14 protein-coding genes are annotated in these 14,948 nt (G+C 69.3%); 10 read left to right on the top strand and 4 right to left on the bottom strand.

The window, feature by feature from the left end:
- Positions 1 to 35 precede the first annotated feature (35 nt).
- Together J3S89_RS17650 and J3S89_RS17645 are read right to left on the bottom strand one after the other, a co-directional pair.
- Positions 36 to 1,580 (bottom strand): class I adenylate-forming enzyme family protein, encoded by a 1,545-nt coding sequence (locus tag J3S89_RS17650; protein WP_217929148.1) that lies wholly within the window; start codon positions 1,578 to 1,580, stop codon positions 36 to 38.
- 69 nt (positions 1,581 to 1,649) lie between these two features.
- The gene (locus J3S89_RS17645; protein WP_217929146.1) at positions 1,650 to 2,450 is read right to left on the bottom strand and encodes an enoyl-CoA hydratase/isomerase family protein; all 801 of its coding nucleotides are present in this window, start codon (positions 2,448 to 2,450) and stop codon (positions 1,650 to 1,652) included.
- Between the two features lie 330 nt (positions 2,451 to 2,780).
- Here J3S89_RS17645 and J3S89_RS17640 point away from each other — a divergent pair, with 330 nt between their 5' ends.
- The 9 genes from J3S89_RS17640 (at position 2,781) to J3S89_RS17600 (ending at position 12,030) form a co-directional block, all read left to right on the top strand.
- On the top strand, positions 2,781 to 3,569 hold the full coding sequence (locus J3S89_RS17640; RefSeq protein ID WP_230489165.1) for an ABC transporter ATP-binding protein: 789 nt from the start codon (positions 2,781 to 2,783) through the stop codon (positions 3,567 to 3,569).
- Positions 3,566 to 4,342, top strand: a complete 777-nt coding sequence (locus J3S89_RS17635; protein WP_230489166.1) for an ABC transporter ATP-binding protein — start codon at positions 3,566 to 3,568, stop codon at positions 4,340 to 4,342. The genes J3S89_RS17640 and J3S89_RS17635 overlap by 4 nt, the downstream gene beginning before the upstream one ends.
- The gene (locus J3S89_RS17630; protein WP_217929142.1) at positions 4,339 to 6,180 is read left to right on the top strand and encodes an AMP-dependent synthetase/ligase; all 1,842 of its coding nucleotides are present in this window, start codon (positions 4,339 to 4,341) and stop codon (positions 6,178 to 6,180) included. The genes J3S89_RS17635 and J3S89_RS17630 overlap by 4 nt, the downstream gene beginning before the upstream one ends.
- Entirely contained in the window at positions 6,180 to 7,052 is an 873-nt protein-coding gene (locus tag J3S89_RS17625; RefSeq protein WP_217929140.1) for a branched-chain amino acid ABC transporter permease, read from the top strand. Before J3S89_RS17630 ends, J3S89_RS17625 begins: the two co-directional genes overlap by 1 nt.
- Positions 7,053 to 7,055: 3 nt before the next feature.
- Positions 7,056 to 8,102, top strand: coding sequence for a branched-chain amino acid ABC transporter permease (locus J3S89_RS17620; protein ID WP_217929138.1), 1,047 nt, complete (start codon positions 7,056 to 7,058; stop codon positions 8,100 to 8,102).
- A 90-nt stretch (positions 8,103 to 8,192) separates the two neighbouring features.
- Positions 8,193 to 9,359, top strand: coding sequence for an ABC transporter substrate-binding protein (locus J3S89_RS17615; protein ID WP_217929137.1), 1,167 nt, complete (start codon positions 8,193 to 8,195; stop codon positions 9,357 to 9,359).
- A 69-nt stretch (positions 9,360 to 9,428) separates the two neighbouring features.
- Positions 9,429 to 10,406 carry an NAD(P)H-dependent flavin oxidoreductase gene (locus tag J3S89_RS17610; RefSeq protein ID WP_217929136.1) on the top strand — a complete coding sequence of 326 codons (978 nt, stop codon included), beginning with the start codon at positions 9,429 to 9,431 and terminating at the stop codon, positions 10,404 to 10,406.
- Positions 10,403 to 11,176, top strand: a complete 774-nt coding sequence (locus J3S89_RS17605; RefSeq protein ID WP_217929135.1) for an enoyl-CoA hydratase/isomerase family protein — start codon at positions 10,403 to 10,405, stop codon at positions 11,174 to 11,176. The genes J3S89_RS17610 and J3S89_RS17605 overlap by 4 nt, the downstream gene beginning before the upstream one ends.
- Before the next feature lie 23 nt (positions 11,177 to 11,199).
- Positions 11,200 to 12,030: an FAS1-like dehydratase domain-containing protein gene (locus tag J3S89_RS17600; RefSeq protein ID WP_217929134.1), complete on the top strand. Its 831-nt coding sequence runs from the start codon at positions 11,200 to 11,202 to the stop codon at positions 12,028 to 12,030.
- 35 nt (positions 12,031 to 12,065) lie between these two features.
- Here the strand turns inward: J3S89_RS17600 and J3S89_RS17595 are convergent, their stop codons facing one another.
- Entirely contained in the window at positions 12,066 to 13,040 is a 975-nt protein-coding gene (locus tag J3S89_RS17595) for a quinone oxidoreductase family protein (RefSeq protein WP_217929132.1), read from the bottom strand.
- Between the two features lie 122 nt (positions 13,041 to 13,162).
- Here J3S89_RS17595 and J3S89_RS17590 point away from each other — a divergent pair, with 122 nt between their 5' ends.
- A complete protein-coding gene (locus tag J3S89_RS17590) occupies positions 13,163 to 14,029 on the top strand; it encodes a LysR family transcriptional regulator (RefSeq protein WP_217929131.1) in 867 nt (288 codons plus the stop codon).
- A gap of 34 nt (positions 14,030 to 14,063) precedes the next feature.
- Here the strand turns inward: J3S89_RS17590 and J3S89_RS17585 are convergent, their stop codons facing one another.
- The gene (locus tag J3S89_RS17585; RefSeq protein ID WP_338019811.1) at positions 14,064 to 14,618 is read right to left on the bottom strand and encodes an oligopeptide/dipeptide ABC transporter ATP-binding protein; all 555 of its coding nucleotides are present in this window, start codon (positions 14,616 to 14,618) and stop codon (positions 14,064 to 14,066) included.
- Positions 14,619 to 14,948 lie beyond the last annotated feature (330 nt).

Raw genomic sequence — 14,948 nt, 5'->3', positions numbered from 1 at the left:
CCTGTCCCGCGCGTCCGCTTTCCCGTCCCGTCGGCTCACGACGTTCCGGCCTTCAACCAGCGCTCCATCTCGTGGCGCTGGATCTTGCCGGTGGTCGAGCGGGGGAAGGCGTCGAACGCGATGAAATGGACTTCGCGCGGCCGCTTATACCCCGCGAGCGCGGATCTGCACATCGCGTCGATGGTGGCGGAATCGAGCGTCTCGTCCTTGCGCGACACGAAGGCGACAGGCACTTCGCCCCATCTCGGATCGATCTTCTTCACCACCACCGCGTCGCTGACGCGTGGATCGGCGAGAAGGACGCGTTCGATCTCGGCCGGATAGATGTTCTCGCCGCCCGATTTGATCATGTACTTCGAGCGATCGACGAAATCGAAGGAGCCGTCGGGATTGGCGCGGAAGAGGTCGCCCATGTGGAACCAGCCGCCGCGAAAGTCCCAGGCGTTGGTCTCCGGCGCGTTCCAATAGCCGGAGAAGACGGTCGGACCGCGCACGGCGGCCTCGCCCGGCTCGCCGACCGCGACCTCCCGGTCGTCCGGATCGACCAGACGGAACTCGCAGAGCGTGCTCTTGCGCTTGGAGAGCGAGGTCGGCCGCTCGCCCGGCGGTATGAGCACCGCCGAGCCCGGCGGCAGCCCGGTCTCGGTCGAGCCGAAACTGTTGAGATAGGGCGCGCCGGTGAGGCCGGAGAGCCGAGCGATCAGTTCCAGCGGGACGAGATCGGCCATGGCGCCGACGGCGCGGATACCCTTGACCCGCCGTCCGGTCTCGAGCAGCTCGACCACCGGCTCGATCGATCCGGGCATCAGCAGCATCCAGCCGAGCAGGTTCTCCTCCATGATCGAGACGATGCGCTCGGCGTCGAACCCGTCGCAGAGGTGGACGGTCGAGCCCGACATGAGAGATCCGAGCACCTGATCGGTCGAGCCCATGTGGAACATCGGCGCCCAGGCGAGAAAGCCGTCCGCCTCGGTGACGCGGAGGTCCATCCGGAGCGCCGCGTTGCGGGCGATCTCGGCGCGATGGCTGATCAGGGCGCCCTTCGGCATGCCGGTGGTGCCGCTGGTGTAGAGAATGACGAGGCCGTCCTCCGGATCGACGTCGGGCCGGTGGGCCGGGTCGGCGCGTCCGCTGGCGAGAAGCCCCTCCCACGCCGCCTCGATGGTGATCACCGGCACGCCGCGCAGGTCGACGGCCTCGACGAGGGCGGCGTGGCGCGCGGAGACGATGATCAGTTTCGGCGCGACGAGATCGATGCAGTGCTGCATCTCGGCCGGTGCCTGCCGCCAGTTCTGGCAGGCGACGATGGCGCCGAGCCAAGCGGCGGCGAGTTCGGTCTCGACATATTCGCCCCGGTTCTCCGACAGGAGGGCGATGCGGTCGCCGCGACCGATGCCGGAGCGGGCGAGCCCCTCGGCGAGGCGAAGGACCCGGTCGTGGAGCTCGCCGTAGGTCCGGGTGCGCGCGCCCTCGGTGAGCGCGAGCGCGTCGGGTCGGCGTTCGACGATGCCGGCGAACTGACGATAGACGTCGGTCTTGCCGGCGCGGGCGATGTCGGCTGCGGTGGTGGTGGTCGTCATCGACGGCGCTTCCTCCCTTGTCCTTTTTCGCCGAGGCGATCCCATTTCCGGGTCGGCGTCAATCCGGCATCAGGCCGGGACGAAGGCGGCGCGCCGCTTCTCGACGAAGGCGGTCATGCCTTCCGCCCACTCCGGGCCGCTCGCCACCTCGGCGAGTTCGTTCAGAGCCGCCTCGTCGGCGTCGCGATGGCCGGCGGTCTCGCAAATGAAGATCGCTCTCTTCGCCGCCGCGACGGCGATCGGGCTGCACTTCAGCAGCCGCGCCGCGAGTTTCAGCGCCGCGTCCGCGAGATCGGTGGCCGGGACCGCGGCGATCGCGAGCCCGATCTCGGCCGCCGCCCGCCCGGTCATCCGGTCGCCGAGAAGGATCATCTCCAACGCCTTGGCGCGGCCGACGATCTTGGCGAGCAGTTGCAGACCCCCGCCGGCGGGGATGGCGCCGAGACGCGCCTCGGGCAGACCGATCGTCGCGTCCTCCGCGACGACGCGGAAATCGCAGGCGAGCGCCAGCTCGAGCCCGCCGCCGAGCGCGGGCCCCTCGATCGCCGCGATGGTCGCGAAGGGCATGGTCTGAAGCCGACCGAAAACCTCGAGAATCGGGCGGACGTAATCCTCGGTCACCGCGCGCGACGAGCGGAGCCGGCCGTCGGCGGGGGTGAAGTACTTCACATGCGCGCCGCCGCAGAAGACGCCGTCGGAGCCGGTCACCACGACCACCCGCGCGCCTTCGCGACGCGCCGTCTCGAGCGCGGCGGCGAGATCGGCGAGGAGATCGAAGGTCAAGGTGTTGAACGCCGTTCCCCGCGCCAGCGCGATGCGCAGGATGCCCGGCATCGGCCGATCGACGGCCACCGTTTCCAATTCCGACATGGCTCTCCTCCCCTCCTCGCCCCGGCCTCTCGCGGCGGCTTCGGGTCGGCGTCCGAGGGGATTGACAAACCCTTTCGAAGCCTCCCTAATGAAGACAATTCATCAATGCGACGGCCAATGCAAGAGCGAAATTCGGCATGATGAGACGTCGCCGCTCGATCGGTGAACGACAAGAAGAACGGGAGGAATTCTGATGCACTGCACCATTCGCGCCCGACGTCGAGCGGCTCGCGCGGTCCTCCGAGAGAGGCGTTCGCCCGGGTGCGTTGCGAACGCGGCTCATTTCGTCGAAGGCCGCTTCGCGGAGCGTCTCGAACGGCGGGTGTCGCCGTGCTGAGCCTCGCCAACGTCCAGGTGGTCTACGGACGCGCCATCGAGGCGGTCCGCGACGTGTCGCTCGAGGTCGAGGCGGGCGCGATCGTCGCCCTGCTGGGCTCGAACGGCGCGGGCAAGTCGACCCTGCTGAAGGCGATTTCCGGCGTCCTCCATCCGGAGGGCGGCGAGATCGTCGGCGGCACGGTCACCTTCCTCGGCGAGGAGATCGGCAGGGCGACGCCGGACGACATCGTCCGGCGCGGCCTCATCCAGGTTCCCGAGGGGCGGGCGCTGTTCGCCACGCTGACCGTCGAGGAGAACCTGCTCATGGGCGGCTTCACTCGCCGCCGTTCGGAGGTCGCCGAGGGGCTCGACCGTGTCTACGCGCTCTTTCCTCGCGTCCACGAGCGGCGCCACGAGATCTCGGGCTATCTCTCCGGCGGCGAGCAGCAGATGGTGGCGATCGGCCGCGCCCTGATGGGGCGGCCGCGCCTCGTCATGCTCGACGAGCCCTCGCTCGGGCTCGCGCCGCAGATCATCGACGGCATCTTCGAGACCATCGTCACCCTCAATCGCGAGGAGAAGCTGACGGTCCTGCTCATCGAGCAGAACGCCCAGCTGGCGCTCGAGGTGGCCTCGTTCGGCTACATCATCGAGAACGGCCGCATCGTCCTCGACGGCGCCGCCGAGAAGCTCCGCGCCAACGACGACGTTCAGGAGTTCTACCTCGGCATGTCCGGCGGCGCGCGCAAGAGCATGCGCGACGTGAAGCACTACAAGCGTCGCAAGAGGTGGCTGTCGTGAGCGCGCTCCTCTCCCTCCACGACGTCACCATGCGCTTCGGTGGCCTCACCGCCGTGAACGGTGTCGAATTCGCGGTCCAGGAAGGCCAGATCTACAGTCTCATCGGCCCCAACGGCGCCGGCAAGACGACGATCTTCAACCTGATCAGCGCGGTGCTGCGTCCGACCAACGGGCGCATCCTCTTCGACGGTCGCGACCTCACCAAGGTGCCGACCCATACGCTCGCCCATCTCGGCATCGCCCGCACCTTTCAGAACCTCGCGGTCTTCAAGCACGAGACGGTCGTGAACAATCTGCTGGTCGGCATGCACGCCCATCTGCGGACCGATCCGATCTCCGCGGCGCTGTTCTTCGGCCGGGCACGGCGCGAGGAGATCCGCGCGCGCGAACGGGTCGAGGAGATCATCGACTTCCTCGAGATCGCGGACATCCGCGACCATGTCGTCGGCACGCTCTCCTACGGCCAGCAGAAGAAGGTCGAACTCGGGCGCGCCCTCGCCGTCCAGCCGCGGCTCCTGCTCCTCGACGAGATGGTCTCGGGCATGAACCAGGAGGAACGGGAGGACATCGCCCGCTTCATCCTCGACCTCAAGGACGAGCTCGGGATGACCGTCCTCATGGTCGAGCACGACATGGGCATCGTCATGGACATCTCCGACCGGGTCTGCGTCGTCAACCACGGCCGCAGGATCGCCGAGGGCACCCCCGACGAGGTGTCGGTCGATCCCGCCGTCATCGAGGCCTATCTCGGTTCCAAGCGAGGCGCGGCATGATCGGCTTCGACCCCCATACGCTCACCATGCCGCAGATCCTCGCGCATCACGCGCGGACGCGCGGCTCGGCGCTCGCTCTGCGCGACAAGGATCGCGGCCTCTGGCGTCGCACCACCTGGCGGCAATATTTCGACCGGGTGCGCCATTTCGCCATCGGCCTGATGGCGCTCGGATTCGAACCGGGCGAGCGGCTCGCCGTCGCCGGTGACGACAGTCCCGAATGGTTCATTGCCGATCTCGCCTCGCAGATGATCGGCGGCGCCTGTCTCGGCATCTATCCGACCAACCCCTGGCCGGAGATGCAGTACATCCTCCGCCATTCCAAGACGCGTTTCGTGGTCTGCGGCGACCAGGAACAGACCGACAAGGTCCTCGACGCGCGGCGCAACGCCGGCGGCCTGCCGGATCTGCTGACCCTCGTCTGCGTCGACATGAAGGGGATGCGGCAATATGCCGAGGACGGTCTCCATTCCTTCGCCGACGTCGAGGCGCTGGGGCGGCGCGAGGAGGCGCGGCTCGGCGGCCGCGTCGACGAGTTGCTCGCGGCCGGCAAGCCGGGCGACGTCGCGATCATCGTCTATACCTCCGGCACCACCGGCATGCCGAAGGGGGCGATGCTCAGCCATCGCAACATGCTCTCCTCCGCCGCCGAGGTGGTGCGCACCCTCGGGCTCGACGCGGAGACCTATTCGGTCCTCTGTTATCTGCCGCTCTGCCACGTCGCCGAGCGCAGCTTCTCCATGGTGATGCAGCTCCTCACCGGCTGCACGGTGAACTTCGCCGAATCCGTCGACACGGTCGTCGTGAACCTCAGGGAGATCGCCCCGGCGGGCTTCCTCGGCGTGCCGCGCATCTGGGAGAAGATGCAGCAGTCGGTCGTCAATCGCTCGAAGGACGCGACCCGCTTCCAACAATGGGTCCTCGCCCGCTGCCTGCGCCTCGGCCGTCCCATCGCCGAGCGGCGGCTGGCGAACGGCGGGGCCTTCGCCTCGTTCGCCGATCGAGCGATGTTCTTCCTCCTCCGGGTCGCCTGTTTCCGGGCACTGCGCCGTTTCCTCGGGCTCGACCGGGTGCGGAACGGCTTCTGCGGCGGGGCGCCGGTCTCGCCGGAAGTGCTGCTGTTCTTCTGGATCCTCGGGGTTCCGCTCTACCAGATCTACGGCATGACCGAATGCGCCGGCGTCTCGCACATGCAGCAGCCGGGCGCCGTCACCTACGGTTGTTCCGGCCTGCCGATCGCCGGCCTCGACCAGAAGATCGCCGCGGACGGCGAGTTGCTCATCCGGGGGGCGAGCATCTTCGTCGGCTACCTCTTCGACGAGGAGGCCTCGGCGCGGGCGCTCGCCGGCGGCTGGCTCCACACCGGCGACATCGTCGAGGTCGAGGGCGACGGCGAAATCCGGGTTCTCGACCGCAAGAAGGACATCCTGATCACCTCCGGCGGCAAGAACATCACGCCGTCGCTGATCGAGAACGCGCTCAAGGACAGTCCCTACATCCGCGAGGCGATCCTTCTCGGCGACGGCCGCAACTTCCTGTCGGCGCTGATCCAGGTCGATTTCGAGGCGACCGGCAAATGGGCTCAGGAACGCCGGATCGCCTACACGACCTATCGCACGCTGGCGGAAAACGCCTCCGTCCGCGAGCTGGTCGCCGGCGAGGTCAACCGGGTCAACGACCGTTTCGCCCGGGTGGAGAACATCCGCAAGTTCCTGATCCTCGCCAAGGAACTCGATCATGACGACGGCGAACTCACGGCGACCATGAAGGTTCGCCGGCGCATCATCGAAACCAAGTTCAAGGACGAGATCACCGAGATCTACGGGAGGACCGCCTGATGGACTTTCTGCTCCTCCTCGTCTCGACGGGTCTGGTGACGGGTGCCGCCTATGGGCTGATCGCCATGGGGTTCGCCCTCGTCTACAAGGCGACCGGCGTCGTCAACTTCGCTCAGGGCGAGTTGATGATGCTCACCGCCTACGTCTCCTTCTCCGTCGCCGACCGCACCGGGCTGTCGTTCCTGATGCTGATGGCGCTGACGATCCCGATCTCGATGGCGATCGGGCTCCTGCTCGAGCGGATCTTCATCCGGCCGATGCTCGGCGAACCCGTCTTCTCCATCGTCATGGTGACGATCGGCCTCGCGGTCATCCTGCGCGGCCTCGTCATCCTGGTCTGGGGGCCGGATCCGGCGGTCTTCGACGTCGGCCTGCCCGACACGGTGATCCGGCTCGGGCCGGTGCCCTTCTATCCGGCGCAGCTGGTGCTGGTCGCGGCGATGGCGGGCGTGACGACGATCGCCTGGATCTTCCTGCGCTTCAGCCGCATCGGCATCGCCATGCGCGCGGTCGCGGCCAACGAGACGGCGGCGCGGCTCTCGGGGATCTCGGTCAGCCGCATCCACGCCTTCGCCTGGATGTTCTCCTCCGCCATCGCCTCGATCGCCGGGGTGCTCTTCGCCGCCAACTTCAAGCTCGCGCCGGACATGTGGTTCCAGGGGATGAAGTCGTTTCCGGCGGTGATCCTCGGCGGGCTCGACTCGGTGATCGGCGCCTCGGTCGCCGGCCTCGTGATCGGCGTCGTCGAAAACCTCTTCCAAGGATACGTCGGCCAGGGGATGCGCGAGATCTCCGGCTTCATCGTCATCGTCGTCGTGCTGATGGTCCGTCCCTACGGCCTCTTCGGCAGCCGTGAGATCGAGAGGGTCTGAGCCATGCGGACGGGTCACTACAAGGAACGCTGGAGCCAGTATGTCGCGCTGTCCGACAACCCGACGGTCTGGGCCTGGGTCGCGGCCCTGCTCGCGGCGCTTCTGATCGCCCCCGTCGTGCTCGACGGCTACTCGACGACCTTGCTCGTCTCCGCGCTCATCGCGGTCGTCGGCGCGGTCGGGCTCAACGTGCTCACCGGAACCACCGGCCTCATTTCGCTCGGTCAGGCCGGGTTCCTCGCGGTCGGCGCCTATACCAACGGGGTGCTGCTGGTCGATCACCATTGGCCGGTCTGGGCGACGCTTCCCGCCTCCGGCGTGGTCGCGGCGGCTGTCTCGCTCGTGGTCGGGATCCCCTCGCTCCGCCTCAAGGGGCTCTATCTGGCGATCACCACGCTCGCCTTCTCCTTCATCATCAATCACGTGATCCTCTATACCGAGAGCGTGACCCACGGTCCGAACGGCATCTTCGTGAACGGCGCGAAGATCCTCGGTTTCGACGTCCAGCGCGGCGCCCCGCTCTATTACCTGGTGCTCGGCGTCGCCGTGCTCTCGGTCCTGACGGCGCTCAATCTGGCGCGGACGCGGATCGGGCGGGCCTGGATGGCGATCCGCGATCACGACGTCGCGGCGCGCGTCATGGGCATCGATCTCGTCCGCTACAAGCTCCTCGCCTTCATGGTCTCGTCCTTCATCGTCGGGGTGGCCGGGGCGCTGATCTCGCTGCAGATCCGCTTCATCAACATCGACGTCTTCGCGCTCATCCTGTCGATCGAGGCGATCGCCTTCCTGATCCTCGGCGGTCTCGGGTCGATCGGCGGGGCGATCCTCGGGGCGATCTTTCTCTCGTTCCTGCCGGAGATGATCCGGCTCGCCTTCGCGATGCTCGGGGGATCGACCGCCTCGCTCCTCGGCAACTACCTCTTCGAGATCCGCGGCATGGCCTACGGCGTGGTGATCGTCGTGTTCCTGCGCTGGGTGCCGGACGGACTGATCGGACTGTGGCGGGACATCCGAACCTATTGGAGCAACTGGCCCCTCGCCTACTGAGACGACGTCGCCGGAGCCATGCCCTCGAGGCGGCCCCGCGATGGGACGCAAGGAATCCCAACGACAAGACAATCGACAAGGGAGGAAGTCATGAAGTCTCTGATCGTGATCGGATTCGCATTGATGACGGCGACGTCCGCGCTCGCCGCCGATCCCGGGGTCACCGACACCGAGATCAAGATCGGCGACGTGAACATCATGACGGGTCCCGCCTCCTTCATCGGACGCGCGGTCTCGGTCGGCTCCAAGATCGCGGCGGCGGAGATCAACGCCACCGGCGGCGTCAACGGCCGCAAGATCACCATCGTCACCGAGGACGACGGCTACGTGCCGGCGCGGTCCTTCCAGGCGCTGACCAAGCTCCTCCAGGTCGACGGCATCTTCGCCCTCAACGGCACGTCGGGGACGGCGAACGTCCTGGCGATGATGCCGCTCATCACCGAGGCCAATCTTCCGACCGTGGTGACGACCGCGCCCAACGAACTCGTCTACGAGCCGGTCCGCCCCTCGGTCTTCACCATCGGCGCGAGCTACGCGAACGCCTTCTACGCCCAGCTCAAATACATCCACGACAAGGCCAAGCCCGCCAACGCGGTCTACGGCTTGATCCGCCAGGACGACGACTTCGGCGTCGCCGTCGAGCACGGCTACGATCGCGCCGTCAAGGAATTCGGCGTCAAGGACGCGATCCGTCTGCGCTTCAAGAAGGGCACCTCCAACTTCGCGGCGGAGGTCGCGCAGATGAAGCAGGCCGGCGTCGGCGTGCTCGCCAACGGCGGCATCATCGCCGGCGCCGCCAACATCCTCGCGGAGGCCCGCAAGAACGGCATGGATCTGCAGATCGCCTCGGTGTGGAGCGAGGACATGCCCCCCTCCGTCAACCTCTCGGCCCCGGCGGGATACGACTATCTCGTCGGCGACTACGTCGCCCTCCAGGGCCGGGCGATCGATCGGTTCATGGAGAAGGCGAAGAAATACGCCTCGGCCGAGGAGATCGGCGCGATCAACCGCTACACTTACATCACCTATGTCGGCGTCAAGGTGCTCGCCAAGGCGATGGGCGACTGCGGCAAGGATCTGACCCGGGCCTGCACGATCGCCAAGCTGAAGGCGCTCAAGGGCTACGACACCGACGGCCTCACCGCCCCGATCTCCTTCGACAACGCCAAGCAGCTCGCGGGAACCGCGGTCGCGGTCTATCGGCTCGACGCCAAGTCCAAGACCTTCACCCCGCTGACCGACTTCGTCGACTACTGAGCCCGCTCACGACCCGCCCGGTCGCGCCCCACGGCGCGGCCGGGACGACCCGCGCGCAGCGAGGACGCCATGGCCCTTCCGCAGAGTTTCGTCGGCCGCCTCACCGTGCCGATCGTCGCCGCACCGATGTTCCTGATCTCCGGACCCGACCTCGTCGTGGAATGCTGCCGGGCCGGGGTGGTCGGCACCTTCCCGGCGCTCAACCGGCGCACCACCGAGGGCCATGCCGAGTGGCTCGCGGAGATCGCCGAACGGCTCGCGGCGATCGAGAGCCGCACAGGGGTCGCGCCCGCGCCCTTCGGCGTCAATCTCGTGGTCAACAAGTCGAACCGCCGGCTCGAGGCCGATCTCGCGGCGACGCTCGCCGCGCGGGTGCCGCTCGTCGTCACCTCGCTCGGCCTCGACCGCGATCTCATCCGCGCCGTCCACGAGGCCGGCGGGCTCGTCTTCCACGACGTGACCACGATCGCCCACGCCCGCAAGGCGGCGGAGGCCGGCGTCGACGGGCTGATCGCCGTCTGCCACGGCGCCGGCGGTCATGCCGGGCGGCTCAATCCGTTGGTGGCGATCGCCGAGATCCGCCGGTTCTTCGCCGGCACCCTGCTCCTCGCGGGGACCGTGACGAACGGGGCCGAGGTCGCCGCCGCCCGGCTCCTCGGCGCCGACATGGCCTATGTCGGCACCGGCTTCATGGCGACGCGCGAGAGCCTCGCCGCGACCGGCCTCGAGGCGATGCTCGTCGCCAGCGGACCGGACGACATCGTCTACACCCCGGCGATCAGCGGCGTGCCCGGCAATTTCCTGAGGCCGAGCATCGTCGCGGCGGGGCGCGATCCCGACGATCTCTCCGCGCCGGCCCGGCTCGACCTCGCCACCGGAGAGGCCAAGGCCTGGAAGGACATCTGGGCGGCGGGCCAGGGGGTCGGCGGCATCGACGACATCCCGAGCGCCGGCGACCTCTGCGCCCGGTTCACGCGCGACTATCGCGCGGCCCTCGACCAGGCCGGCGCCCTCCTCGACGAACCGACACGGGCGGCGGTCGCATGATCCCGCCCTTCCACGACGTCGCGCTCGACGTCTCCCGTCCGGTGGCGCGCCTCGAGATCGCCCGGCCGGACAAGCTCAACGCGCTGCGCGACGAGACGGCGGGCGAGATCCTCGCGGCGCTGCGCGTCGCCGAGGCGCGCGCGGAGGTGCGGTCTCTGGTGATCACCGGCCGGGGCCGGGCCTTCGGGGCGGGCTACGACCTGTCGGTGCCGCCGCCGACGATGCCGCCGGAGCTCGGCGACGTGCTCGAGCGCCATTTCAATCCGCTGATCGCGGCGATGCGGTCCTCGCGGCTGCCGATCGTGGCGGCGGTGAACGGGCCCTGCGCCGGTGCCTCGGTCGGGCTCGCGCTCGCCTCGGACATCGTGATCGCGGCCGAGGACGCCTATTTCTACGAACCCTTCGTCGGGCTCGCGCTCGTCCCCGACGCCGGCAACACGGTGTTCCTCACCCGTCTCCTCGGGCGCGGGCGCGCGGCGGCGATGATGTTGCTCGGCGAGCGGATCTCCGCGGCGGCGGCGCGTGACTGGGGGCTCGTCTGGCGAACTTGCGCGCCGGCCGACCTCGAGGCGACGGTCGCGGGGATCGCCGAACGGCTCGCGGTCCTCCCGCCGGCCGCGATCGCCGCGACCAAACGGCTGATCGGCGAGGCCGCCGAGGCCGATCTCGCCGATCGCCTCGCCGCAGAGCGTGACGCCCAGGCGATCGCCGGGCGCGGTCCGGAGGTCCTCGACAGGATCGAACGCTTCTTTCGCGCGCGTCGGGGCTGAGAGGGGCAAGGGAGACGACGACGATGGACCACGACACCACCGCCTTCGACGTCGACGCCGTCTCGCCGGCGCTTCTCCGCCGCTTCGCCGTCACCCTGGGTCTCACGGACGTAGACCCGAGGCCCGGCGCCGCCGTGCCGTTCGGGCTCCACTGGTGTCTCGCGCCGGACGCGGCCCCCCTCGGCGATCTCTCCGGCGACGGGCTGGCGACGACGGCCGGGGCGATCCTGCCGCCGCCGGACGGCTTCTCCTTCACGATGTGGGCCGGAGCCGACGTCACGGTCCATGCCCCGCTCCGGATCGGGGACACGGTGCGGCGGCGCACCCGCATCCTCGACGTCACCGAGAAGGTCGGGCGATCGGGCCGGCTCGCCTTCGGCCGCGTCGAACAGATCTTCTCGGTCGAGGGCGAGGATCGGATCGTCGACGTGCAACGCTACGTCTTCCGAACGGCGCGGCCGATCGCCACCGCCCCGCGCCCCGAGGCGGCCGCGCCCGCCCCCGGCGATGTGCTGGGCACGTTCGCGATCGACCCGCTCGCGGTCTTCCGCTTCTCCGCCCTGACCTTCAATGCCCATCGCATCCATTGGGACGTCGCCTATGCCCGCGACACCGAAGGGTTCCCGGCGCCCTTGATACAGGGCACCCTGACCGCGACCCTGCTCGGCCTCGCCTGGGCGCGCCGACGGGACGGGGCGGCGGGGACGATCTCGTTTCACGCGCATGCCCCCGCCGCTTGCGGCGACGTGCTGACCCTCGCGGCGCTCGACGGCGATCGCGACGGCCGGCTCGAGGCGCGCGCCTCGGACGGCCGCCGGATCCTGTCGGCGACGACGGGCGCCGTCGCGTCCTGAGCCGCCGCCGGGCGCCAGGACCCGACGGCGCGCGGTCAAGGCACGAGGACGATCGAGCCCGAGGTCGTCCCGGCCTCGAGCCGGCGATGGGCCTCCGCCGCCTCGGCGAGCGGCAACTCGAGCCCGACGGCGACGGTCAATCCATCGGCGATCCGCGCGAAGAGCGCGGCGGCGGCGGCGCGATAGCTCACGAGATCGCGGGCGTGGGCGAAGACGCTCGGCCGGGCGAACGAGAGGGACCGCCCCGGGCCGATCTCCGTGACCGCGACGGGGGCGATCGGGCCACTCACCTGACCGATGCTCGCCACCGTACCGAAGGGGCGGACGGCATCGAAGGTCCGCGGAAGCGTGTCGCCGCCGATCCCGTCATAGGCGACGTCGACGCCGCGCCCGTCGGTCAGCCGCCGCACTTCGGCGACGAAATCGGCGCGGCGATGGAGGATCGCGTGATCGAGACCGGCGGCGAGCGCGGTTTCCGCCTTCTCCTCGGACCCGACGGTGCCGACGACGCGCGCCCCGAGCGCCTTGGCCCAACGGGTCAGGATCAGGCCGAGGCCGCCGGCGGCGGCATGGACGAGCACGGTCGTGTCCGGTCCGACCCGGACCACGCGCTCCAGCAACATGTGGGCGGTGATGCCGCGCAACATGATCGCGGCGGCGGTGCGATCGTCGATGGTCTCGGGCAACCGGATCAGGCGCTCTGCGTCGATGTTGCGCTCCTCGGTGTAGCCGCCGGCCGGTAGGCCCGCCCAGGCGACGCGATCGCCGGGCGCGAAATCCGCGACGCCGTCGCCGACCGCCGTCACCGTGCCGGCCCCCTCGACGCCGAGGACGGCGGGAAGCCGGGGCAGGGGATAGAGGCCGGTGCGGTGATAGACGTCGACGAAGTTGACGCCGACCGCGCCGTGGCGGAGGCGCACCTCGCCGGGCCCGGGCGCGGGCAGATCGAGGATCGCCGGTTCGAGAACATCGGGGCCACCCGTGGTGGTCATGCATATGGCCGAGGTCATGGTTCACTCCTTCTTCGGAGCCCCAGACTGGCGCGGCAGAGTCTCTGGTAGAATTCCCCAGATTCGCGCATCATCTGCGCGAATTTCCACATATCGCGACGGCGCGAACCGGGTGGACGGCGATGAACTGGGACGATCTGCGCTTCTTCGTCGCGCTGGCGCGCGCGGGCAGTCTGTCGGAGGCGGCGCGCCGGCTCGCGGCCGATCACACCACCGTCGCCCGGCGGGTGGGCGAGCTCGAGCAGGCGCTCGGGTTGAAACTCTTCGATCGCATGCCGCGCGGTTGGGTCCCGACCGCCGAGGGAGCGGCGCTCGCCGAACGCGCCGCCGACGTCGAGGCGGCGATCCACGCGGTCGCGCGGTTCGCCGACGGGCGCAGCGAGACGATCGACGGCCGCGTCTCGATCAGCGCGCCGCCCGCCCTCGCCAGCCTCTGGCTCGCGCCCCGGTTGGCGCCGCTGACGCGGGCTCACCCCGGGCTGACGCTCGATCTGATCGGCGACGTCGCCGACGCCAGTCTGGTCCGGCGCGAGGCGGACGTCGCGCTGCGCCTGCGCCAACCGAGCGATTCCGGTCTGATCGGGCGCCGGATCGGCGATCTTCGATACGGGCTCTACGGCGCTCGCGGCCTCGTCGAGGCGACGGCGGGCGAGGATCTCGATTTTCTCGGCTACGACGAGCGGCTCGACGGGGTGCCGCAACAACTCTGGCTGAGAGCGCGCGCGCGAGACCGCCGCATCGCGCTCGTGACCAACGACCTCGTCACGCTGCTGACGGCGGTCCGGGCCGGGATGGGTCTCGCGGCGCTGCCCCATGTCCTCGCCGCCGCCGACGACGGCCTCGTGTGTCTCGAGGAGGCGGAGGCGGCGACGCGTCCGATCTGGCTGGTGGTGCACCCGGACCTGCGGCGCTCGGCTCGGGTCCGGGCGGTGATGGATCACCTGATCGAGGTCACCGCGCCCTTGCGCCGCCCCGTGGTGGGGGCGTGAGCGGCCGGTCGGAGGGGATTCCCGGCGCTCGGCATCACGCCGCCACGTGGCAAGCGACGCGGTGGTCCCGATCGCCCGGGGCGGGGTCGAGCGACGGCGCGCTCACCCGGCAGAGGTCCGTCGCCGACGGGCAGCGCGGGTGGAAACGGCAACCGGCGGGCGGGTCGATCGGGCTCGGCGGATCGCCGATCGGCAATTGCCGGACCCGCCGCGCGCGCGGGTTCGGGATCGGCGCCGCCGCCAGCAACATCCGCGTATAGGGGCGTCGCGGATCGGCGAAGAGCGTGTCGCGATCGGCGATCTCGACGATCCGGCCGAGATACATCACCGCCACCCGGTGGCTGATGTGGCGCACCACCGCGAGGTCGTGGGCGACGAAGAGATAGGAGATGCCGAACTCGGCCTGGAGATCGGTCAGAAGGTTGACCACCTGCGCCTGGACCGAGACGTCGAGGGCGGAGACGGGTTCGTCACAGACGATCAGTTTCGGCGAGAGCGCCAGGGCGCGCGCGATGCCGAGCCGTTGGCGTTGACCGCCGGAGAATTCCGCGCTCGTCGCGCCGGAGGCGCTGGTGGAGATCGAGGCGATCGCCGAGCGGACGCCGGCCTGACGGGACGTCGACGACCGCGACGACCGGCGCGAGCCGTCGACCTCGCGGGACACGCCCGCCGCGAAGACGTCGCCGCTCGGATGCCTTTCTTATATTTCACACTTATTGCGAGAGTTTCCGACATCGTGAAACTCGGGAACGAAGACTTGCGCCCCTTCCGGAGATTCGTCTTTCGAATTCGCCGGACATCGTCGTTCTTTGCCGGTTGTTAAGACGAGCGACATAGAGTTCCACATGTGGAAATCGGCGTATGCGATCCCTCGACGCTCGTCTCGGGGCCCGAAAGTCCACCGTGTGCACGTGGAGCG

The sequence above is a fragment of the Pinisolibacter aquiterrae genome (assembly GCF_019160155.1).
Classification (GTDB): Bacteria; Pseudomonadota; Alphaproteobacteria; order Rhizobiales; family Ancalomicrobiaceae; genus Pinisolibacter; species Pinisolibacter aquiterrae.
Note: the sequence above shows the minus strand (reverse complement) of the source record. Positions and strands in the feature narration are given on the sequence as shown.